The organism is Micromonospora sp. NPDC047738, assembly GCF_040642675.1.
In the GTDB taxonomy this organism is placed as follows: domain Bacteria; phylum Actinomycetota; class Actinomycetes; order Mycobacteriales; family Micromonosporaceae; genus Micromonospora.
The window spans coordinates 77,539-99,267 of sequence record NZ_JBEYSO010000015.1; the positions used below are offsets into that span (position 1 = coordinate 77,539).

General features: G+C 75.4%; 13 protein-coding genes. All 13 read right to left on the minus strand.

Annotated elements, in window-relative coordinates:
• Nucleotides 1–3 precede the first annotated feature (3 nt).
• Nucleotides 4–9,291, minus strand: a complete 9,288-nt coding sequence (locus ABZ783_RS22835; RefSeq protein ID WP_357441522.1) for an amino acid adenylation domain-containing protein — start codon at nucleotides 9,289–9,291, stop codon at nucleotides 4–6.
• Nucleotides 9,292–9,413: 122 nt separating this feature from the next.
• Nucleotides 9,414–10,202: an ABC transporter permease gene (locus ABZ783_RS22840; protein WP_357441523.1), complete on the minus strand. Its 789-nt coding sequence runs from the start codon at nucleotides 10,200–10,202 to the stop codon at nucleotides 9,414–9,416.
• Nucleotides 10,199–11,161, minus strand: coding sequence for an ATP-binding cassette domain-containing protein (locus ABZ783_RS22845; RefSeq protein ID WP_357441525.1), 963 nt, complete (start codon nucleotides 11,159–11,161; stop codon nucleotides 10,199–10,201). Before ABZ783_RS22845 ends, ABZ783_RS22840 begins: the two co-directional genes overlap by 4 nt.
• A gap of 16 nt (nucleotides 11,162–11,177) precedes the next feature.
• Nucleotides 11,178–12,200, minus strand: coding sequence for a 2,3-diaminopropionate biosynthesis protein SbnB (gene sbnB / locus ABZ783_RS22850; protein WP_357441526.1), 1,023 nt, complete (start codon nucleotides 12,198–12,200; stop codon nucleotides 11,178–11,180).
• A 10-nt stretch (nucleotides 12,201–12,210) separates the two neighbouring features.
• Nucleotides 12,211–13,200 (minus strand): 2,3-diaminopropionate biosynthesis protein SbnA, encoded by a 990-nt coding sequence (sbnA, locus tag ABZ783_RS22855; protein WP_357441527.1) that lies wholly within the window; start codon nucleotides 13,198–13,200, stop codon nucleotides 12,211–12,213.
• A 597-nt stretch (nucleotides 13,201–13,797) separates the two neighbouring features.
• Nucleotides 13,798–14,742 carry a beta-ketoacyl-ACP synthase 3 gene (locus ABZ783_RS22860; protein WP_357441528.1) on the minus strand — a complete coding sequence of 315 codons (945 nt, stop codon included), beginning with the start codon at nucleotides 14,740–14,742 and terminating at the stop codon, nucleotides 13,798–13,800.
• Nucleotides 14,743–14,765: 23 nt separating this feature from the next.
• A complete protein-coding gene (locus ABZ783_RS22865; protein ID WP_357441530.1) occupies nucleotides 14,766–15,485 on the minus strand; it encodes a DsbA family protein in 720 nt (239 codons plus the stop codon).
• The gene (locus tag ABZ783_RS22870) at nucleotides 15,482–16,384 is read right to left on the minus strand and encodes a thioesterase (RefSeq protein WP_357441532.1); all 903 of its coding nucleotides are present in this window, start codon (nucleotides 16,382–16,384) and stop codon (nucleotides 15,482–15,484) included. Before ABZ783_RS22870 ends, ABZ783_RS22865 begins: the two co-directional genes overlap by 4 nt.
• Nucleotides 16,381–17,193, minus strand: coding sequence for an alpha/beta fold hydrolase (locus tag ABZ783_RS22875; protein WP_357441533.1), 813 nt, complete (start codon nucleotides 17,191–17,193; stop codon nucleotides 16,381–16,383). Before ABZ783_RS22875 ends, ABZ783_RS22870 begins: the two co-directional genes overlap by 4 nt.
• Complete coding sequence (locus tag ABZ783_RS22880) at nucleotides 17,190–18,116, minus strand: beta-ketoacyl synthase N-terminal-like domain-containing protein (RefSeq protein ID WP_357441534.1); 927 nt, start codon at nucleotides 18,114–18,116, stop codon at nucleotides 17,190–17,192. Before ABZ783_RS22880 ends, ABZ783_RS22875 begins: the two co-directional genes overlap by 4 nt.
• Nucleotides 18,106–19,203, minus strand: coding sequence for a beta-ketoacyl synthase N-terminal-like domain-containing protein (locus ABZ783_RS22885; RefSeq protein WP_357441645.1), 1,098 nt, complete (start codon nucleotides 19,201–19,203; stop codon nucleotides 18,106–18,108). The genes ABZ783_RS22880 and ABZ783_RS22885 overlap by 11 nt, the downstream gene beginning before the upstream one ends.
• A 4-nt stretch (nucleotides 19,204–19,207) precedes the next feature.
• Complete coding sequence (locus ABZ783_RS22890; RefSeq protein WP_357441536.1) at nucleotides 19,208–20,329, minus strand: beta-ketoacyl synthase N-terminal-like domain-containing protein; 1,122 nt, start codon at nucleotides 20,327–20,329, stop codon at nucleotides 19,208–19,210.
• Nucleotides 20,326–21,534 (minus strand): beta-ketoacyl-[acyl-carrier-protein] synthase family protein, encoded by a 1,209-nt coding sequence (locus tag ABZ783_RS22895; protein ID WP_357441537.1) that lies wholly within the window; start codon nucleotides 21,532–21,534, stop codon nucleotides 20,326–20,328. The genes ABZ783_RS22890 and ABZ783_RS22895 overlap by 4 nt, the downstream gene beginning before the upstream one ends.
• Nucleotides 21,535–21,729 lie beyond the last annotated feature (195 nt).

Consider the following 21,729-nt stretch of genomic DNA (forward strand, 5'->3'; position numbering starts at 1 on the left):
ACGTTACCCCCACTCCGCTTCCAGTTCGTCCTCGAACTCGTCGATCTCGTCCTGGGACAGCGAGGCCAGCGTCAGGTCGGACGGGGTGTGCCCACCGATTCCGCCCGCCGCGGCGTACGCCACGATCCCGGCCAGGGCCGTCCGCCAGTCGTCGGCGAGCTGACGGACGTCGTTGTCATCCAGCAGCCCGCCCGGCCAGCGCCACACCGCGGTGAGTCGCGGCCCGTCGGTGCCGTCGACGGTCCAGCTCGTGACCTCGATCGGGTACGCCACGGGCTGCTCCGGGTCCGCGCCGCCGCCGATCCGCGCACCGCCGCCCTCGGCGCCGCCCAGCCGGCCGAGGTGGTTGAACATGATCTGCGGCTCGGCCAGGTCCGCCAGCACGCCCGCGGTCTCGCTGTTCAGGTGTCGAAGCAGGCCGTAGCCGAGGCCGTCGTCGGGTGCGGCCCGCAGCTGCTCCTTGACCCGCTTCAGTGCGGTTCCGACGGCCGCACCGCCGTTGCGCACCTGGTCCCACTCCACCGTCCCGGGATCGAGCCGGACTGGAGCCAGGCTCGTGAACCAGCCGACGGTGCGGGACAGGTCGACACCCGGCACGTGGTCGGCCCGGCCGTGCCGCTCCAGGTCCACCAGCACCGCCGGGTCGTCGCCCAGGCCGCGCCGCTGCCGCCGGCGGGCCACCGCGAGGGCCAGCGCCGCCAGCAGCGCGTCGTCGACCCGGGCGTGGAACAGCGCCGGTACGGCGGTCAGCAACGGTTCGGTGTGCTCGGTGGGCAGCTCGACGGACAGCTCCGCGAGGGTGGCGACGGTGTCGCGGGCCGGGTCGAGCGGCCGCCCGGCCAGGGCCGGCTCCGGCTGGTCGAGCAGCTTGGTCCACAGTGGCAGCTCGGCCAGCCGGGCCGGGCTGTGCGCGTCCCGGACCAGGTGCTCCGCCCATTCCCGCAGCGAGGTGCCGACCGGGGTGAGTTGGGGCGACGTGCCGGGCGTGTGGCTGCCGGTGGCGGCCTCGCCGGCCGTCCCGTCGGGTGCGGTGGCGTCCAGCGCGGCGGTCAGGTCGGGCAGCAGGATCCGCCAGGAGACGCCGTCGACGGCCAGGTGATGCACCAGGATCAGCAGCTGGCCGGGCCGGCCGGGGCCGGCGTCGCACCAGACGACCCGCAGCATCCGGCCGGCGACCGGGTCCAGCTCGGCCCGGGCCGCCTCGGCCAGCGCGCTCAGGTCGGGTCCATCGGCGTCGGTCCCGCCGACATCGGACCCGTTGTCCGCGCTGGCTGGGCCGGTGTCCGCGGCGGGCACGGGCGTGATCAGGTCAGCTGCGGCCACGCTGCCACGTGGACCGATCACCAGCCGCCGCTGCCCGGCCGGGCCGGCCAGCCGCATCCGCAGCGCGTCGTGGTGATCGAGCAGCGCCTGCACCGCGCCGCGCAGCCGGTCGGCGGTCAGTCCGGCCGGCGCGGGCACCACCACCGACTGGTGGAACCCGCCCAGCGGGCCGGCCCGGTCCAGCCACCAGCGCACGATCGGGGTCAGCGGCAGCTCGCCGATGCCGGCGTCGGGATCCGTCGCGGCGCTGCCGGCCGCCTCCCGGGCCACCGTCGCCAGCGCCGCCACCGTCTTGTGGGTGAACACCTCGCGCGGGGTCAGCTCCAACCCGGCCTGGCGGGCCCGGCTGACCAGCTGGATGGAGACGATGCTGTCCCCACCGAGGTCGAAGAAGCTGTCGTCGACGCTGACCCGGGGCAGCCCGAGCACCTCGGCGACGAGCCCGGCGAGCAGTTCCTCGCGCGGCGCCGACGGCGCCCGGCCGGCCGCGCTGACCCCGGCGAAGTCGGGGGCCGGCAGGGCCGCCCGGTCGAGCTTGCCGTTGGCGGTCACCGGCAGGCCGGCCAGGGCCACCACCGCCGCCGGCACCATGTACTCGGGCAGCCGCCCGGCGACGTGCTCGCGCAGGACGGTCGCGTCGACCCGCTGCCCGGCGGCCGCTACGACGTACGCGACGAGGCGTTTCACCCCCGGCTGGTCCTCCCGGGCGAGGACCACGCACTGCCCCACCGACGGATGCTCGGCGAGGGTCGCCTCGATCTCGCCCAGTTCGATCCGGAAGCCGCGGATTTTGACCTGGTGGTCGGTCCGGCCCACGTACTCCAGCACCCCGTCGGCCCGCCAGCGCACCACGTCCCCGGTCCGGTACATCCGCTCCCCCGCCGTGACCGACGGGTCCGTGGCGGCCAGCGCGGCGGCGAACGGGTCGGCGACGAACCGCTGCGCGGTGAGCCCGGCCCGGCCCTGGTAGCCGCGGGCCAGCTGCACGCCGGCCAGGTAGAGCTCGCCGGCCACGCCCGGGGGCACCGGCCGGAGGAACGCGTCCAGCACGTACAGCCGGGTGTTCCAGACCGGCGCCCCGATCGGCACGGTCCGCTCCCCCGGCGGGCAGGCCCAGTACGTCACGTCGACCGACGCCTCGGTGGGCCCGTACAGGTTGTGCAGCTCGATGCCGTGCGCGCCGGCCGGGTCGAGGGTGGTGAAGAACCGCTCGGCCAGGTCGGCGGGGAGCGCCTCGCCGCTGCAGATCACCCGGCGCAGCCCGGTGCAGCCGGCGGCGGCCGGTTCGGCCAGGAACGCCTGCAGCATGGACGGGACGAAGTGGAGGGTGGTGATCTGCTCGGTGCGGATCAGTCCGGCCAGGTACGCGGGATCCTTGTGCCCCTCGGGCCGGGCCACCACCAGGGTGGCGCCGATGATGGTGGCCCAGAAGAACTCCCACACCGAGACGTCGAAGCCGGACGGGGTCTTCTGCAGCACCCGGTCGGCCGGCGTGAGCCGGTACTCGTGCTGCATCCAGCTCAGCCGGTTGACGATGCCCTGGTGCGGCACCAGCACGCCCTTGGGCCGGCCGGTGGAGCCGGACGTGTAGATCAGGTACGCCGGGTTGGCCGGGCGCAGCGGCCCGGCCCGGTCGGCGTCGGTCAGCGCGGCCGCGGCGTGTTCCGCCACGGCCTGGCGTACCTCGTCGCTGTCGAGCACCAGGGCGGCGGCGGTGCCGGTGGCCAGCGCGGCGGTGGCCCGGGTGGTGAGCAGCAGGGCGGGCCGGGCGTCGTCGAGCAGGTACGCGATCCGGTCGGCCGGGTAGTCCGGGTCGACCGGCAGGTATGCCGCGCCGGCCTTCAGCACCGCCCAGAGCGCCAGCACCAGCTCCAGTGAGCGGGGCACCGCCACGGCGACGAACCGCTCCGGCCCGGCGCCGTACCCGACCAGCAGCCAGGCCAGCCGGTTGCTCGCCTCGTCCAGCTCGCGGAAGGTCAGGCTGCTCCCCTCGAAGACCACCGCGGTGGCGTCCGGGGTGGCGGCCGCCTGCCGGGCCAGCAGCTGCGGCAGGGTGGCCGGGTCGACCGGCTGCCGGGTGCGGTTCCACTCGACGAGGACCTGCCGCCGTTCCGCCGGGGTGACCGGGTCGAGCCGGCCCACCGGGACGGACGGGTCGGCGGCGATGTCACTCAGCAGCCGGCACATCCGCTCCAGCAGCGCCCCGGCGGTGTCCGCGTCGATCAGGTCGGGCCGGTACTCCAACCGCAGCCCCAGCCGGTCACCGGGGACCAGCACCAGGGTGAGCGGGTAGTGCGTGGCGTCGTGCCCGTGCACCCCGCGCACGGCCAGGCCGGTGCCGGCGAGGTCGAGCACGGCCGGGTCGACCGGGTAGTTCTCGAAGACCACCAGGGTGTCGAAGAGTTCGCCGTGCCCGGCCAGCCGCTGGATGTCGGGCAGGCCGAGGTGCTGGTGCGGGTGCAGGGCGGCCTGCCGTTCCTGCAACCCGGCGAGCGCGGTGGCCACCGGTTCGGCCGGGTCGAGGCGTACCCGCACCGGCACGGTGTTGATGTAGAGGCCGACCATGGTCTCCACGCCGGGCAGCTCCGCCGGCCGGCCGGCGACGGTGGCGCCGAAGACCACGTCGTCGCGGCCGGTGAGGCTGCCCACGAGCACCGCCCAGGCGCCCTGCACGACGGTGTTCAGGGTGACGCCCGCCGTCCGGGCCGTGGCGGTGAGCGCCTCGGTGAGCGCGGCCGGCACCTCACGCAGCAGCTTGGCCGGCGGCACCGGACCCCGCTCGGCGGCCGGCGCCACCAGGGTCGGCTCGGTCAGCCCGGCGAGGGCCGCCCGCCACGCCGCCTCGGCCGCCGGCCGGTCCTGCCGGGCCCGCCAGGCCGGGTACGCCCGCGCGTCGGTGACCGGCGGCAGCCCGTCGGTACGGCCACCCGCGCGGTACAGCGCGAAGAGCTCCCCGGCGAGCACCGGCATCGACCAGCCGTCGAGCAGGATGTGGTGGTTGGTCAGCACCAGCCGGTGCCGCCCGCCGGGCAGCCGGGCCAGGGTGAAGCGCAGCAGCGGCGGCCGGGTCAGGTCGAAGCGTTCGGCCCGGTCGACGGCGAGCAGCTCGGCGAGCCGGCGGTCCACGTCGGCCGGTGCGAGCCCGGTCAGGTCCGGTTCGCGCCAGTCCACCTCGACGCCGTCCAGCACCACCTGCACCGGCCGGCGCAGGTCCCGGTGGGTGAAGCCGGCGCGTAGCCCGGGGTGCCGGTCGAGCAGCGCCTGGGCCGCGGTGCGCAGCCGCGCCGGGTCCAGCTCGCCGTCGAGGTCGAAGACGAACTGCACGGTGTAGATGTCCGGGGTCTGTTCGTCGTACGCGGACAGGAACAGCAGCCCCTCCTGCAGTGGGGCGAGCGGCAGCACGTCGGCCAGCGCCGGGTAGCTCCGCTCCAGCCGTTCCACCTCGGCCTGGTCCAGCTCGACCAGGGGCAGGTCCGACGGGGTACGCCCACCGGTGCCCGGGCGGGCGGCGTGTTCGGTGATCGCCTCGAGCGCGGCCAGCCAGCCGTCGGTGAGTTCGCGGACGTCGCCGTCGGTGAGCACCCCGTCCGGCCAGCTCCACTCGGCGGTGAGCCGAGGCCCGTCCGGTCCGTCGACCACCACCGCGTTGATCTCCAGCGGGTGGGCCATCGGCAGCGCGCTCGCCCCACCGGAAGCGACCTCGCCGTCGACCGTCAGCGGCGACCAGTCGGTGCCGTCGTCGGCGGTCAGCCTGCCCAGGTAGTTGAACCCGATCTGCGGCTCGCCGCCCCGTCGGCCGGGTGCCCGCAGCTGTTCCTTCAGGCGTTTCACCGCTCGGCCGGCGGCCGGACCGCCGGCCAGCGCCTCGGCCGGGTCGAGGTCGCCGAGGTCGAGCCGGGCCGGGGCCAGCCGGGTGAACCAGCCGACGGTGCGGGACAGGTCCAGCCCGTCGACGCCGTCCCGGCCGTGCCCCTCGACGTCCACCAGCAGTCCGGCTCCGGTGCCGGGCCGGTGCCGGCGCCGCCAGTCGGCCACGCTGACCGCCAGGGCGGCCAGCAGCAGGTCGTCGACACCTGCGTACCACCGGGGGGCGGCGGTGCGCAGCAACGCCTCGGTGCGGGCCACGGGCAGTCCGACGGTCCGGCGGCGGGCCGCCGCCTCGGTGTCGTCCGGGCCGACCGGTCGGCGCCCGAGCGGCGGGTCCACGATGGACCCGGCCGGCTCGACCGCCTGACCGGCGCCCGTCGCGGTCCCAGTCGGAGTTGCGGCCGTCACCCGCCGCGCCCAGGTGCGGTATGAGGTCGGGACCGGCGCCAACCGGGCTGGTTCACCCGCGGCGCTCGCTGCCACGGCGGTGGCCAGGTCGTCGAGGAGGATCCGCCAGGACACGCCGTCCACGGCGAGGTGGTGGACGGCGAGCACCAGCCAGCCCGGGCGGTCCGCCCCGGCGTCACCCCACACCGCCCGCAGCAGCTGCCCGTCGCCCGGGCGCAGCCCGGCCAGGGCGTCGGCGCGGGCGGCGCCGATCGCGGCGTCGGCGGCCACCCGGCGCAGGCAGTCGGCGGCGGACACCGTGCCCCGGGGCGGCACCGCCAGGCGCCACGCCGTGGCGTCGCGGTGCAGGATCATCCGCAGGGCATCGTGGTGGTCCAGCAGCGCCTGCAACCCGGCCGCCAGGTCCACCCCGCGCAGCCCGGCGGGGGTACGCACGACGATGCTCTGCGCCACCCCGTCGACCGGGTGGGCCTCGCCCGCCCGGCCGCGCAGCCAGTCGACGATGGGCGGCAGCGGCACCTCCCCCAGCGCGGCGTTCGGGTCCTCGGTCTCGGCCGAGCCGAACTCGCCGGCCACCCGGGCCAGGGCGGCCACCGTCCGGTGGGTGAACACGTCGCGCGGGGTGAGCCGCAGCCCGGCCTGCCGGGCCCGGCTGACCAGCTGGATGGAGACGATGCTGTCCCCGCCGAGGTCGAAGAAGCTGTCCTCCGCGCCGACCCCGGGCAGCCCCAGCACGTCGGCGAAGAGCCGGGCCAGCAGCTCCTCGCGCGGGCCGGCCGCGGCCCGGCCGGCGCCGGCCGCCGCGGCGAAGTCCGGGGCGGGCAGGGCGCCGCGGTCCAGCTTGCCGGTGGGGTTCAGCGGCAGCGCGTCCAGCAGCACGAAGGCTGCCGGCACCATGTACTCCGGCAGCGCCGCGGCAATGTGGTCGCGCAGCTGGGCGGGGGCCGGCGGGGTAGCCGGGTCGGCCGGCACCAGGTATCCGACGAGCTGGGCGGTGACCCCGGCGCGGGCGACCACCGCGGCCTGGGCCACGGCCGGGTGGGCCGACAGCACCGCCTCGATCTCGCCCAGCTCGATCCGGTAGCCGCGCACCTTGACCTGGTGGTCGATCCGGCCGAGGTAGTCGAGGTGACCGTCCGCCCGCCAGCGCACCAGGTCGCCGGTGCGGTACATCCGGGCGCCGGCCGCGCCGAACGGGTCGGCGACGAACCGCTCGGCGGACAGCCGGGGCCGGTCCAGGTAGCCGCGGGCCAGCCCGGCGCCGGCCAGGTACAGCTCGCCGACGGTGCCGGGCGGCACCGGACGCAGCGCGCTGTCCAGCACGTACACCCGCGTGTTGGTGATGGGCCGGCCGATCGGCGGGGTGCCGCCGTCGGCGAGGTCCCCGCCGTACCAGGCGGTAGAGTAGACGGTGGCCTCGGTCGGGCCGTAGATGTTCGCCACCCGGGCGCCGGGCAGCGCGGCGCCGATGTCCCGCACCGCCTGGGCAGACAGCGCCTCACCGGCGAGCACCACCAGGTCCGCGTGCGCGTCGACCGCCCCGCCGGCCAGCAGCTGCGCGAAGGCCGACGGGACGGCGCTGATCAGGCTGCCGGACCAGCCGTCGGCCCGCTCGGCGAGGGCGAGCAGGTCGTCGACCACCTCGATCTCCCCGCCGCAGGCGAGCGGGCCGAACATCTCGAAGACCGACACGTCGAAGTTGAGCGAGGTGCTGGCCAGCACCCGGGACAGCGCGGCCGGGCCGATCTCCGCGACCGCCCAGCAGGCCAGGTCGACCGCGTTGTCGTGGCTGACCACCACGCCCTTGGGCCGGCCGGTGGAGCCGGAGGTGTAGATGACGTACGCCGGGTGGGCGCCGCGCAGCGGTCGCAGCCGGTCGGCGTCGGTCAGGTCGCCGTCGTCCTGCGCGGCGAGCAGGGCGCGGACGGTGGGCTCGTCGAGGCGCAGCAGCCGGTCGCCGACCGGCAGCCCGTCGCCGGCGCCGCCGACGGTGAGCACCAGCCGGGGGTCCGCGTCGGCCAGCATGAACTCGACCCGGTCCGGCGGGTACCGCAGGTCGACCGGCAGGTAGCCGGCGCCGGCCTTGAGGACGGCGAGCAGGGCGACCATCATCTCCGCCGACCGGGGCAGCGCCAGCGCGACCAGCTGCTCCGGGCCGGCGCCGCGGGCGACCAGCAGCCGGGCCAGCCGGTTGGCGGCGGCGTTGAGCTGGGCGTACGTCAGGGTGGTCGGCCCGCAGGTGACCGCCGGGGCGTCGGGGGTACGCGCCACCTGCTGCTCGATCAGCGCGGGCAGCCGCACGTCCGGCACCGACCGGGTGGTGTCGTTCCACTCGTGCAGCACCAGCCGCCGTTCGGCGGGGCCGGCCAGGTCGAGCCGGCCGACCGGGGTGTCCGGGTCTTCCGCCGCGGCCCGGGCGAAGGTGTCGAGGAAGGCGGCGAGGCGCTGGGCGTGCCCGCTGACCTGCTCGTCGGGGTAGAGGTCGGGGTTGGCGTCCAGGTCCAGCCGGGCGTCGGCGTCGCCGCGCCGGGCGTCGAGCACGAAGGCCAGGTCGTCGACCGGGCCGCCGGCGAGGTTGTGGTCGGTGCCGGTGGCGGCGCCGAACCGGGTCCCGGCTCCGCCGCCGGCGTCGAGCAGGATGTTCACGTGCGGGCCGAGCACCGACGCTCCGGCGGTCAGGCCCAGGTCGCGGTGCAGGTCCTCGAAACGGTAGCGCTGGTGGCGCAGCGCGTCGTGCAGTTCCTGTGAGGCGCCGGCGACGAGCGCGCCGAGGGTGGCGTCGGCGCGGACCGCCACGCGCAGGGGCGCGATCGCGGAGACCATGCCGGGGGTGGCCCGCGCCGCGACGTTCTGCCGGGCGGTCAGCGGCAGGGCGAGCACCACGTCCTCGTTGCCGGTCAGCCCGTGCAGGTAGGCGGTGATCGCGGCCACCACGACCGCCGGCACGGCGACGCCGCGCTCCCGGGCCGCCGCCCGCAGCCGGTCCATGGTGGCCGGTGCCACCGGGGCGGTACGCCGGGTGAGCCGGCGCGGGGTGGCCGGCCGCCGGTCGGCGAGGCTGGCCGGGGTGGGCCGGTCGGCGTACCGCCCGGTCCAGTACTCGCGGTCGCGGTCGAACCGCTCGCTGGTCCGGTAGGCGGCCTCCGCGTCGGCCAGCGCCCGCAGCGGCCCGAACGATGCCGGCTTCGGCTCGTCGCCGCCGCGCAGTGCGGTGTAGACCGCGGCGACCCGCCGGGCCACCAGGAGCATGCCGTACCCGTCCAGGGCCAGGTGGTGGTAGCACTGGTACCACAGGGTCCGGTCGTCGGCCAGGCGCAGCAGCGCGTACCGGAACGGCGGCGCCTGTCCCGGGTCGAGCGGCCGGGTGGCGTCGGCGTGCATCCAGTCCAGGGCGGCGTCGAACGGGTCGGCCTCCCCGCGCAGGTCGAGCACCGGCAGCGGCCAGTCGACCGTCGGCGACACCGCCAGCACGGGTCGGCCCTCGACCGGCTCCTGCACCCGGATGCGCAGGGCCTCGGTGTCGGCGATGGTCCGGCGCAGGGCCGCCTCGAACACCGCGTGGTCGAGCGGGCCGGTCAGGTCGGCGTACTCGGCGAGGAGGTAGATCGGGTTGTCCGGGTCGAGCCGCTGAGCCAGCCAGACCCCGAACTGCGCGGTGGTCAGCGGGCAGTGAACATCCTCGTGGTCGGGCACAGCAGTCCTCCGGAGCTACGGACGTGGTGTGTTCGCGGGGTGGCTGGCTGCTCGGTCGGGTGGCGAGCGGTTGGCCGCCCGGCCGGTCGGCGTACGCGCGGACCGGCCGGTCGGCGGCGGGGTCAGCGGCCCCGGGCGGCGGCCCGGTAGGCGTGGGTGGCCAGGGCCGCGCTGACCACCAGCAGCGCGGTGATCAGCAGCAGGGAGGCGGCGACCGGGTGCCGCATCGGCAGGGCGTCGCCGGCCGAGCCCGGGTTGCCGAACAGGTCCCGGCAGGCGGCGACCACGGCGGACAGCGGGTTCCACTCGCACACCGTGCGCAGCCAGCCCGGCAGCCCGTGCAGCGGGATGAACGCGTTGGACAGGAACGTCATCGGCATCACGACGAGGAAGGCCACGGCGCTGACCGCCTCGGCCGAGCGCAGCCGCAGCCCGAGGAGGACCCCGAGCCAGGAGGCGGCGAAGCCGAGCAGCAGCAGCAGCCCGAAGCCGGCGAGCACCTGCACCGGGCCGGCGTGCGTGCGCCAGCCCATCGCGAAGCCCACCACGGCCATGGCGACGCAGGCGACCACCACCCGGGTGAGGTCGGCCATGGTCCGGGCCAGCGGCACGGCGAGCCCGGCGATCGGCAGCGACCGGAACCGGTCGTCGATGCCGTTGCCCAGGTCGTCGACCACGCCGAGCGCGGTGTGCTGCAGGTTGGTGAGCATCATCTGGGCGAAGATGCCGGCCATCAGGAACTCCCGGTAGCCGCCGCCCTGCACCTCGATGACGCTGCCGAAGAGGTACCCGAAGATCACCACGTACGCGACCGGCATCACGGTCACGCCGAGCAGCCGCATCGGCACCCGGGCCAGGTGCCGCAGGTGGCGGCCCACCAGGGCCGAGGTCTCGACGGCGAGGGTGGTCATGCCGCTGCCTCCGGCTTCTCGGCGGTGCTCCGCCCGGTCAGGGACAGGAAGACGTCGTCCAGGGTCGGCGTGCAGCTGGCGAACGACTCGACGTCGATCCTGGCGGCGTCCAGCGCCGCCGCCACGGCCGCGATGCCGGCCAGCCCGTCGGTCAACGGCAGCCGCAGGCTCGCCTCGTCGTCGTCGGGCACCGGTTGGTGCGCCGCGACGGCGGCGAGGGCGGCGACGGCGGCGGAGCGCTGCCCGCCGTCCCGCAGCCGGATCTGCAGCTGCTCGTCGCCGACCTTGCGCTTCAGCTCGTCGGGGGTGCCCTCGGCGATCACCCTCCCGCCGTCGAGGACCAGGATCCGGTCGGCGAGCTGGTCGGCTTCCTCCAGGTACTGCGTGGTGAGCAGCACCGTGGTGCCGCGGGCCACCTGCTCCCGGACCATCGTCCACAGGGTGCGGCGGTTGGTGAGGTCCAGCCCGGTGGTGGGCTCGTCGAGCACCAGCACCGGCGGGTCGGCGACCAGGCTCGCGGCCAGGTCGAGCCGGCGCCGCATGCCGCCGGAGTAGGTCCGGGTGGCCCGGCCGGCGGCATCGGTGAGCTGGAACCTTTCGAGCAGTTCGTCGGCCCGGGCGCGGGCCGCCCGCCGGCCGAGGTGGTGCAGCACGCCGATCAGGACCAGGTTCTCCCGGCCGGTCAGCAGCTCGTCCACGGCCGCGTACTGGCCGGTGAGGCCGACCCGCCGGCGTACCTCGCGCGGCTGCCGGACCACGTCGTGCCCGCAGATCCGGGCGGTGCCCCCGTCCGGCGTGAGCAGCGTCGACAGGATCCGCACCATGGTGGTCTTGCCGGCGCCGTTCGGGCCGAGCAGGCCGAGCACGGTGCCCGCCGGCACGGCGAGGTCCACCCCGGCCAGCGCGGTGTGCGTGCCGTAGGTCTTGCGTAGCCCTTCGGCCTCGATCGTCAGGTCCACGTGCCCACCCCCTAGATCAGTTCGCCAGCGGGAAGAAGTCGGCGATCTCCCGGCCGCCGCCGGCGGCGCGTACCCGGTCGAAGGCCCACGCCCCGACGGCCAGATCGAGCACGCCGAGGCCGAACGGCGCGAAGATCGCGGCCCGGTCGGGGTCCCGGCGGATCCGGCCGCGCAGCACGTCGGCGATGGTGCCGGCGACGAAGTCGCGGTGCCCGACCCGCTGCTCGGCCAGGTGCAGCGAGGTCCGTTCGCGGACCGCGTGGTCGACGTCGTCGGTGACGTTCTGCGCGGCGAGCACGATCTCCGGCGACAGGTCGCGCAGGGACAGGTGCAGCACCACCGGGTGGTGGGCGAGCAGCGCCGGGTCGTGCAGGTGCGGCTCGCCGGCCACGGTGGCGAGCACCACGAGGTCGGCGGCGAAGGCGTCGGCGGCCTCGGGGACCACCTTGGCCGCGGCCACCCCGTCGGCCTGCACGGTGGCGGCGAACCGCTCGGCTGCCGCCGGGTCGAGGTCGAACAGCCGGTATTCGCCGATCTCCCAGTCCAGGTCGCGTAGGAACCGGCGGACGTGCTCGGCGATCAGGCCGGTACCGATGAAGCCGACGCTGCCGACCCGCCGGCCGCCGACCAGTTCCTCCGCCCCGAGCACCGCCGACGCCGCGGTCCGGGTCGCCGAGATCAGCGAGGACTCCAGGCAGGCGTACGGGTAGCCGGTGGCCAGGTCGTTGAGCAGCAGCACCGCCGACGCCCGGGGGATGCCGTGCGCGGTGTTCCCGGGGAAGCTGGCGATCCACTTGATGCCGGCCACCTCGAACTCGCCGCCGAGGTAGGCGGGCAGCGCGATGATCCGGTCCCGGGGCAGCTGCGGGAAGCGCAGGAAGCTGCTGTGCGGCAGCTCGCTGGTCGCCTCGTCGTGGGCGAGGTAGCAGCGGCGTACCGCGTCCAGGCAGGCCGCCCGGTCCGCCTCGATGGCCGCGGCCACCTCGGCCGCGGTCACCACCGTGAACGGCCGGACGGTCGGTCGGTGCGTCTCGGTCATGCTGTTCCTCTCACACCAGGGCCACGGACTGGCCGCGGTCGCGTTGGGCGACGAACCGGTCGACCCAGTCCGGGTCGTACACGGTGTCGGCGTAACCGGTGCCGCGGTCGGCACACAGGAAGGCGACGGTCGGGCGGGGTCCCCGGTGATCGGCGAAGTACCGCTCGATCGCGCTGTAGACGCTGCCGGTCGATCCGCCGGTGTACAGCCCGTGCCGCTCGAACAGCTCGTGGCAGCCGCGTACCGCGTCCACCTCGGGCACGATCACCACGTCGTCAATGCTGGCCTTGCCCACCAGCGGCGGGACGATGCTGGAGCCGAGCCCGGGCAGGCGCCGCTTGGCCGGCGGGCCACCGAAGATGACGGACCCCTCGGCGTCGACGCCGACCACCCAGGCGTCCGGGTGCAGCCGCTTGAGCCGGGTGGACAGCCCACCGATGGTGCCGCCGGTGCTCACCCCGACGAACAGGTAGTCGATGTGCGGCAGGTCGGCGCAGAGTTCCGCCCCGGTGAGCCGGTCGTGCGCCTCGATCGCGTCCGGGTTGGCGTACTGGTTGGGCCAGTAGACCGAGGGCAGCTCCGCCCGCAGCTCCTCCACCCGCCGCAGCCGGGTGGACAGGTACCCGCCCGTCCCGTCCGGCTCGGTGACCTTCTCGACCCGGTCGCAGAGCCGGCGCAGGTACGCCTCGGTGCTGGCGTTGACGTTCGGATCGATCACCGGGACGAAGGTCAGCCCGATCCAGCGGCAGAACGAGGCGAGCGAGATGGCGAAGTTGCCCGACGAGGACTCCACGATGGTGGTCCGCTCGGTGATGTCGCCGCGCTCGACCGCCCGCTGCAGGATCCAGTACGCCGAGCGGTCCTTGGAGCTGCCGTTCGGATTGACGTACTCCAGCTTGGCGAACAGGTCCAGCCGGTCGTGCCGCAGCTGCACCACCGGGGTGCGGGGCATCGCCCGCCCGACCATGGCCAGGCGCGCCAGCAGCGCCTCACGGCTCATGGCGATCACTTCCGCACTGGAACATCTCGGCTACTCCCGGTCCGGCTCGATGAAGGCCCGGCGGCTCAGGTCAGGCACCGGCGGGCGGATGGGAACGCCGCTCACGGTCGGCCACCCGGCTCGGGGTGGGCTCGGATCGAGGTCGGGGACGGCTAGCAGCCGGCTCGAGCCGCCGGTCAGACCGCGGGCAGCCGGGCCGAAGAGAGTGGGCGGCCGGGCCGGGGTCCGCCGCCGTGCCACCGCCGTCGAGCCACGGTCGATCCCGGCTCGAGGGTGGCCGGGCAGCCTGGTTCCCGTGCGACACCGGCGGCCGCCACGAGAGGCCGTCCGGGCCGGAACCGACCGGAGTCCGGCCCGGGTCGCACCGCGGCAGGGCGTGGACGCGGACCAGGCGCCGACGATCTCGGTCCCGGCACTCGACGGCTCCCCGGACACACCCGCGGGGTTGACGCGGCCCGCCTTGCTGCCAGTCCGGCCCGGACCGCCCGTCCGGGGCTTCCCCCTTCGGCCCCGGACGCGGCGCGAACCGGCGCCGCCCGGCACCCGACGCCCCGGAGGGCGGCGGACGCCGGGCGGCGCCGGGCGGTCAGCGGTGGCTCAGGGACAGCGGATCACCTGGCCGGCGTACGTCAGCCCGCCACCGAACCCGAGCAGCAGCACCGGCGCGCCACTGGCCACCTCCCGCCGTTCCACCAGCTTGGCCAGGGCGATCGGGGTGCTCGCCGACGAGGTGTTCCCGGACGACACGATGTCCCGGGCGATCACGGCCTGCTCGGCCCCGAGCTCCCGGGCGATCGCGTTGATGATGCGCAGGTTCGCCTGGTGCGGCACGAATCCCGCCAGCTCCGCCGGTTTGATGCCGGCCCGCAGGCAGGCCTCCTCCGCGATCGGCGCGAGCGCAGTGGTGGCCCAGTGGAACACGGTCGCGCCGTCCTGCTCGATCCGCGCCGACCGGCCCTCGATCCGGATCGCCGGCCCGCGCTGGGCGGACCCGCCCCACACCACCGGGCCGACGCCCGAGTCGTCGTCCCCGACCAGCACCGCCGCGCCGGCGCCGTCCCCGAACAGGATGCAGGTGCTGCGGTCCTGCCAGTCGATCCAGTCGGTGAGCCGCTCCGCCCCGATCACCAGGGCCGTGCCGGCGGCGCCGGCGCGGATGGCGTGGTCGGCGGTGGCCAGCGCGTACGAGAAGCCGGAGCAGGCGGTGTTGATGTCGTACGCCGCCTGCCCGGCCATCTCCAGGCTCGCCGCCACCCGGCTCGCCACGTTCGGCACCCGGTCGATGGACGTGCAGGTGGCGACGACCACCAGGTCCACCTCGGCGGGCATGATGCCGGCCGCGCCGAGCGCCTTGCCGGCGGCGGCGGAGGCCATGTCGGCCACCGACTGGTCCTCCGCGATGTGCCGCTGCTGGATGCCGACCCGGCTGCGGATCCACGCGTCGTCGGTGTCGACCAGTTGGGTGAGCTGCTCGTTGGTGAGTACCCGCGGCGGTTGGTAGTAGCCGAGACCGGCGATGCGGGATCCCTGCCAGGTGCGCACTGTCATCTCCTCCCCTCGCCCGGTCAGCCGCAGCCGCCGGGCTCGTCGTGGTCGAACGAGCCGACCGTGGCGAGCGCCGCCACCGGGAGGCTCGCCAGCAGGTCGGCCGACTCGACCGCCGGGCCGGCACCGCGCAGCGCCAGTACCGCCGCCTCGACGTCGGCGATCCGGTCCACGCCCCAGTAGCGCTGGCGGTCGACGAGGAACAGCGGGATGCCGAACACCTCGTCGTGGTGCGCGCTGACCAGCGCTGCCACGCCCAGTTCGCGGATCCGGTCGTCGTCGACGGCGGCCATCAGCTCGGCACCGGGCAGGCCCGCCGCGTCGCAGGCGGCCCGCAGCACCGCCGGGTCGCTGATGTTGTCGCCCCGGTCCCAGCGGGCCTCGGTGACTACCTGGTAGAACCGCCGTTCACAACCCAGTTCGCGGGCGCGCAGCCAGCCCAGCGCGGACGGCTCCCACCAGGGCGCGACGTCCACCGGCCAGACCAGGCGGTAGCCGAAGCCGGCGGCGAGCCGCTTGGTGTCGTGCAGGATGTACAGGTGCTTGGCCTTGCTCATCACGGTGTAGTGGAAGTCCGCACCGTGCGCGTCGAGGCCGGCCCGGGTCCGGTCGTCGGGGTCCCAGAAGGGTACGTACTCGAACAGGTCCGCGAAGTCCGGTACGCGCTCTTCCAGCTGCCGCAACGCCATCCAGCTGAACGGGCTCTGGAACGAGAAGTACACCCTCGGCCGGCCGGTCACGGCGCGCTCCACAGCAGCGCGGCCTGCGTCTGCGGGTCCATGACGGCGACCTGGCCGGCGTCGGGGCCGCTGGCCACCCCGTACCCGTGGGTGATCGACCCGGTGGCGGTGTGCACGATCCGGCCGTCGCGGACCACGTAGCAGTCCATCCGGCCGCTGAACATGACGTCCTTGACGATGTCGTCGACGGTGAACACGGTGTGCAGCTCCTCTTCGAGGTGCGCGTCGGCGAGCAGCCGCACCTGGGAGCGCGTCACGGCGGGGATCCAGTTGCGTTCGGTGAGCATCCGCCGGATCGAGATGCCCCGCTCGGCCAGGTACCGGTGCACCACCTCCTCCAGGTCGCGCACGTAACCGGAGTGCTGGATCCGGTCGGAGAACTGGCAGTGCGGGTACGGGATGGTCTCGCTCCATGTGAAGCCGGGTCGGAAGGCGGCGGGCGGCTCGGCCGGTGGGCGCAGCGCGGCGACGCCGGGCACTACCCGGCCGGCCAGCTCCGCGGGCAGCTCCCCGGTGACCCCGGTCGGCGCGACGAACGCGACCCGGACCTTGCCCTTGAGCACGGGCACCGGCTGTCCGTGCCGCTCGACGGTCAGCGTGACGGCGAAGGTGTCCTCGGCGTCGTTGCCGCCCGGCACGGGCGTCGCCTCGGCGTGCACCTCGTCGTCGACGAAGACCGGGCCGGGCAGCCGCACCGAGTGCTCCACGATGGACAGCTGGACCCCGGCCCCGTGGAACAGCTGGCCGGGACCCGTCCCGCGGTCGCGGTAGTACTGCAACACCGCGTCCTCGGCCAGGTAGACGAACTGTTTGAAGCCGACCCAGGTGCCGATGTTGGCACCCTCGTACCGCGGCCGGCCGCGGTAGGTCGTCGGGTGGGCGTCGAGCAGGACGGTCATGCGGAAACCTCCAGGGTCGGACCGGCCGGCGACAGTGCCGGCACGACGCGGTCGAGGAACTCGGCACACTCGGCGGCCACCTCGGTCGCCTGCGTGATGTGACAGAAGTGGCCGTAGTGCGGGCGGACGTGCACCTGCGCCGCCGGCAGCACGGCGAGCGAGTTGGCCCGCACCCCGGCCAGCCGCTGGTCGTCCCGCCCGGCCAGGACGAGGATCGGGGTGCGGACCTGCCCCAGCGCGGGCCGCGGCGTGGCGAGCAGCCGGTCGAGCACCAGGTCGGCGGCACCGTCGGGCACCCGCTGCAGGGCCTTGTCGACCATCGCGGCGAGCAGGTCGTCGGCGACGTGTGCGGCGCGGGGGCCGAGCCGGGCCCGCAGCCCGTCGGCCACCACCTGCCGGATCGCCGCCCGGGTGCGGGCGATCAGCACCGGGTGCGGGGCCCGGTCGGCGGGGCGGACCAGCGGCGCGAGCAGGACGGCGGCGCAGACCGCCGGTGGCGCTCCGGTGGCCAGGTGGTCCAGTACGGCGTTGGCGCCGAAGGAGTGGCCGACGAGCACGTCGACGGGTTCGGGCACGGCCGCCAGGGCCCGTCGCAGCCACTCGGCGGGACCGGCCGAGTCCACCAGGGACCGACCGGGGTCGCCGCTCCACGGGGCGTCGACGGCGTAGCAGCGGTAGCCGGGGCCGAGTCGTACGGCCAGGTCCTGCCAGGTGCTCCCGTGGTCGGCCAGGCCGTGCACGGCCGCCACCACCCGGGACCGCCCGTGCTCCGGGGCGGCGCCGGGCGCGGCGAGCAGCCGCCAGGTCATGTCCGGTCCCCGTCGCGGCACAGCCGTGCGGTGGCGAATCCGTCGCCGGTCGAGCCGCAGGTCAGCACCGCCTCGACCGCGTCTTCGACACCTTCCGGTCGGGTGGCCGGGTCGGTCAGCCACCGGGTGGCGAGCGCGGTCTGCAGCACCCCGGCCGCACCGTATCCGCCGCCGAGCAGGGCGGCCAGGTCCTGGTCCGGGCCGTCGCCGGTGCCGCAGGCGAGCCGGATGGTCCGCGGCCCGCCGGCCGGGACCGGCTCCGGGGCCCGGTGCCGGCGTACCGAGTGCAACCGGACCGGGCCCGGCTGCTCGGCCGGGACGAGCACCACGCAGGCGGCCATCCCCTGCGGCGGCCCCGGCGGGATCCCGCCGGCGGCGCGCAGCCCGGCCGCGATCTCGTCGGCCGGTTCGGCGCCCACCACGACGGCACGGTCCGCTCGGCCGCTGCGCACCAGCAGGGCACCGAGCCGCACCGCGTCGAGCCCGCCGGTCGCGCCGGAGCAGACCATCAGGTTGGGGCCGGTGAAGCCGTACCGGATGGCGATGCTGCTGGCGATGATGTTGCTCGACGCGTTCGGCGCCTGCATCGGGCTCACCCCGCGCAGGCCGCCCGCGCGTACCTGGTCGACGATGTCGCAGACGGTGGCGACGTTGCCGAGATTGGAGCTGACCACGACGGCGGTCCCGGCGGCGCCCGGCACCGGCCCGGTCGGCCGGCCGGTCGGCAGGCCCAGGGCCCGGTGTACGGCGCACATGGCGAGCCGCACCGCCGGCTCCTTGAACAGCAGACCCTTGCGGCCGAGCAGGGTGTGCGCCTCGTCGGGGCCGCAGTCGGGCTCGGTGGCCGAGGCGATCAGCCGCTCCGGCGCGATCCCGGGCACGTGTACCGCCGCGGCCCCGACCACCACCCGGTCACCGTCCATGCCGCACCTCCACCAGGCAGACGGCGTTCACGCCGCCGAATCCGAACGCGTTGACCTGGGCCACCCGGGCGTCGATGCCGGCCGGCCCGCCGATCACCAGGGGCAGCGGGGCCGCCTCGGGGATCGGGGTCCGCAGTCCGACCACCGGCGGCACCTGGCCGTGCCGCAGCGCCTCGACGGCGACCAGCAGGCTCATCAGCCCGGCGCTGCCGGAGGTGTGCCCGATCGCGCCCTTGATCCCGGTGACCAGCGGTCCGGGGCGGGCGTCGGCGAACAGCCCGGCCAGCACGCCGGCCTCGGTCGGATCGTTCAGCGCGGTGCCGGTGCCGTGCGCCAGCACCAGCCCGACGTCGGCCGGGCTCAGCCCGGCTCGCCGGTACGCGTCGTCCATCGCGGCGCGCAGGCCGGCCGGGTCGGGCGCCGTCTCGTGGTACGCGTCGCACGACATGCCCACCCCGCGCAGCAGCACCGTGGCGTCGTCGGGGGCCCGCTGCAGCACGACGGCCACCGCGCCGTCGCCGAGCAGCACCCCCTTGCGGTCGGCGTCGAACGGCCGGACCGCGTCGCTGGACTCGTCCCCGACCCGCCCGATCATGGCGAGCATGCTCTCGGTCATCGCGTCGGCGCCACAGGCCAGCACCGCGTCCGCCTCGTCGAGCTGCAGCAGGTCGGCGGCGAGCGCGAGCGCGTGCGAGGAGGCCGAGCAGGCGTTGGAGACCGTGAAGACGTCCTCGACGCCGGGCAACGCGGCGCGCACGGCGGCGCCGAAATGCAGCGCGTCCAGGTCCGCCGGCTGCCCGTCGGCCCGCCACCGTTCCACCGCCCGCAGCTCACGCAGCCCGGTGCCGACCAGCACGACGACGCGCTGCCGGGCGCAGTCGAGGCCGGCCTCGCGGGCCGCCGCCGCCACGCACTCGGCCAGCCAGGCGCTGGCCCGGTACGGGCGTTCCGGGCCGGCCGCGTCGACGTGGTAGCCGTGGCGGACGTTGACGCCGTCCGGGGCGACGTACCGCAGCGGTTGCCGGCCGGACTCCCCGGACAGCAACGCCTGGTACGTCTCGGCGGTGTCGCCGAGGCTGGTGCGCATCGCGCTACCGGTGATCGCGAGCCGCACGCCCGGTTCCCTTCAGGACGGCAGCGCCGACGGAGCCGTCGGCGGTGCTGGCGACGATCAGCGAGAGGCACCCGTCGTGCTCCGGCGCGCCCCGCTGGTGGGCCAGCACCGCGGCGACCTGGAGCGCGCCGGCGGCGGTCGGGCAGTTGCCGGCAAGGTCGGTGATGGCCACCCGGTCGGCGTCCGGGCCGACCACCTCGTCGAGCGCCTGCTCCTCGGCGGCGGCCCCGGAGGTGACCACGGTGGCGAGGTCCTGGGGGTGGACGTCGGCCTGGTCCAGCACCCGGCGTACCCGGTCGGCGAGCGCCGCGGCGAGGTCCGTCCGCCCTCCGGTGTGGCCGAGGTCGACCGCGAGGATCTCGGCGACCGGCTCGCGGCCGGCGGCGCGCATGGCGGCCGCGTCCTCGACCAGGAAGACCGCGCCGCCCTCGCCGCCGACCGCGGTCGGCGACGCGGCGGTGGCGTGCTCGGTCCACGCCAGCTGCGGGGTGTACTCGTCCACCGCGCCGACCAGCAGCGCCTCCGCGCGGCCGCGCCGCAGCACCGTCGTGGCGTAGCGGAGCGCGGCCAGGGTCGCCATCCCGCCGCCGGCGAGGGTGGTGTTGACCCCGCGCAACTGGTGCCAGATGGCCGCCTGGCCGGCCGCACAGTTGAGCACGGTGTTGGGGAACAGGATCGGGTTGACCAGGTAGGGCTTCTCCTGCACCAGCGTGTCCCGGCTGTAGTCACTGGTCGACTGGAGGCTGCCGACGCTGGTGCCGAGCACGACGCCGACCCGGTCCCGGTTGTCGTCGCCGACCACGAGGTCGCTGTCGGCCAGCGCCTGGCCGCAGGCCAGCACCGCGAACGCGGTCCGCCGGTCGAGGAAGCTGGTGCCCTTGCGGCCCAGGTGGTCCCGGGCGCGGAACCCGACCAGGCCGTACGCCCGCGGGTCCGGCACCGGCTCCTCGGTCAGCGCGGTCGCGTCGACCGTGCCGTCCCGCCCGGTACGCAGCCCGGCGGTGAACTCGTCGGCGCCCAACCCGAACGGGGAGAGCACGCCCCACCCGGAGACGCCGAGCACGAAAGCCTCGGTACGCGAATCGGTGGTCACGGTCATGCGAGCCGTCCAAGAATCGTGATGGCGTTGTTGCCGCCGAAGGCGAAACCGTTGACCTGGACGATGCGCGGCTGCTCGGGACGCGACTCGTTGGGTACGACGTCCAGGCCGGTCATCGCCGGGTCGGTGGTCACGTGGTTGATGGTCGGCGCGAGAAAGCCGGACGAGATGGCCAGCGCCCCGGCCAGGGCGCTGAACCCGCTCGCCGCGCCCATCGTGTGGCCGAGCATCGACTTCACCGAGCTCATCGGCGGCAGCCGGTCGCCGAAGACGTCGCGGACCGCCTCGTACTCGGCGGCGTCGTTGGCCGGGGTCGCGGTGCCGTGGGCGCAGATGAAGTCGACCTCGTCGGGCTTGACACCGGCGTCCTGGTGGGCCAGCCGCATGCAGCGGGCCACGCTCGTCGCGTCCGGCGCGGTCGGGTGCTTGGCGTCGCAGGTGAGCCCGTAGCCGAGCACCTCGCAGTAGATCCGGGCGCCGCGGGCCCGGGCCGAGTCCAGGCTTTCCAGGAACAGCGCCACGCCGCCCTCGGCGGTGATCACTCCGGCCCGGTCACGGTCGAACGGCGCGCACCGCTCGGCGGCGAGCGCGCCCAACCGGTAGAAGCCGGCGTGGGCCCACCGGCACACCGAGTCGGCCCCGCCGACCAGCATGTAGTCCTGTTCGCCGGTGGCGATGACGTCGAGGGCGTAGCCGAGGGCGTAGTTGCTCGCCGAGCAGGCGGTCGAGACGGTCAGCGCCGCGCCGGTGAGGCCCAGTTCCCGGCTCACCGCCTCGGCGACGCGTCCCGCGGGCAGCTGGCGGGCCAGCCGCTGCGGCGTGTCCGGGTAGCCGTGGGCCAACCAGTGTTCGGTGAGCCGCTCCACCACCTGGGACTCGCCGCTGGTCGTACCCATGCAGACGCCGATCCGGTCGGACTGGTCCGGGAGGTCGGTGGCCCCCGCGTCGGTGAGCGCGAGCCGGGCCGCGGCGGCGGCGAAGAGACTGCTGCGGCCCCAGTCCGCCGGGTCGAGCCGGGTCAGCATGGCCTCCGGCGCGAACTCGTGCACCTCGCCGGCCCGGTCGGTCAGGAAGCCGGTGGTGTCGAAGCTGGCGATCGGCGTGATGCCGCTGCGCCCGGCGCGCAGTGCTGTCGTGAAGGCGTCGACGCCGATGCCGATGCTCGACACCGGCCCGAGCCCGGTTACCACAACCCGTCGGTTCATCACCCAGGAGTCCTTCGTGAGTCCTTGGGCCGCGTCCGTCGGCGAGCGCCGCGCGCCGCCCCGTCATCCGCAGCGTGGTCGGGTTCTCACCGTCGAGCTGTCGCCTTGTGACGGCCTCGCGGCGGCCTCGACGGCGCCTCGAACCCCCGGCCGCGACGTCGAGCCATCGTGGAGGCCGCTTCGAGGGCTGCGGAA

Bases quoted from the DNA above. Each gene is read 5' to 3' on its own strand.
- ABZ783_RS22875 (WP_357441533.1), bottom strand. From the start codon at position 17,193: ATGACCTGGCGGCTGCTCGCCGCGCCCGGCGCCGCCCCGGAGCACGGG.
- ABZ783_RS22895 (WP_357441537.1), bottom strand. From the start codon at position 21,534: ATGAACCGACGGGTTGTGGTAACCGGGCTCGGGCCGGTGTCGAGCATC.
- ABZ783_RS22890 (WP_357441536.1), bottom strand. From the start codon at position 20,329: ATGACCGTGACCACCGATTCGCGTACCGAGGCTTTCGTGCTCGGCGTC.
- ABZ783_RS22840 (WP_357441523.1), bottom strand. From the start codon at position 10,202: ATGACCACCCTCGCCGTCGAGACCTCGGCCCTGGTGGGCCGCCACCTG.
- ABZ783_RS22885 (WP_357441645.1), bottom strand. From the start codon at position 19,203: ATGCGCACCAGCCTCGGCGACACCGCCGAGACGTACCAGGCGTTGCTG.
- ABZ783_RS22880 (WP_357441534.1), bottom strand. From the start codon at position 18,116: ATGGACGGTGACCGGGTGGTGGTCGGGGCCGCGGCGGTACACGTGCCC.
- ABZ783_RS22870 (WP_357441532.1), bottom strand. From the start codon at position 16,384: ATGACCGTCCTGCTCGACGCCCACCCGACGACCTACCGCGGCCGGCCG.
- sbnA (WP_357441527.1), bottom strand. From the start codon at position 13,200: ATGAGCCGTGAGGCGCTGCTGGCGCGCCTGGCCATGGTCGGGCGGGCG.
- sbnB (WP_357441526.1), bottom strand. From the start codon at position 12,200: ATGACCGAGACGCACCGACCGACCGTCCGGCCGTTCACGGTGGTGACC.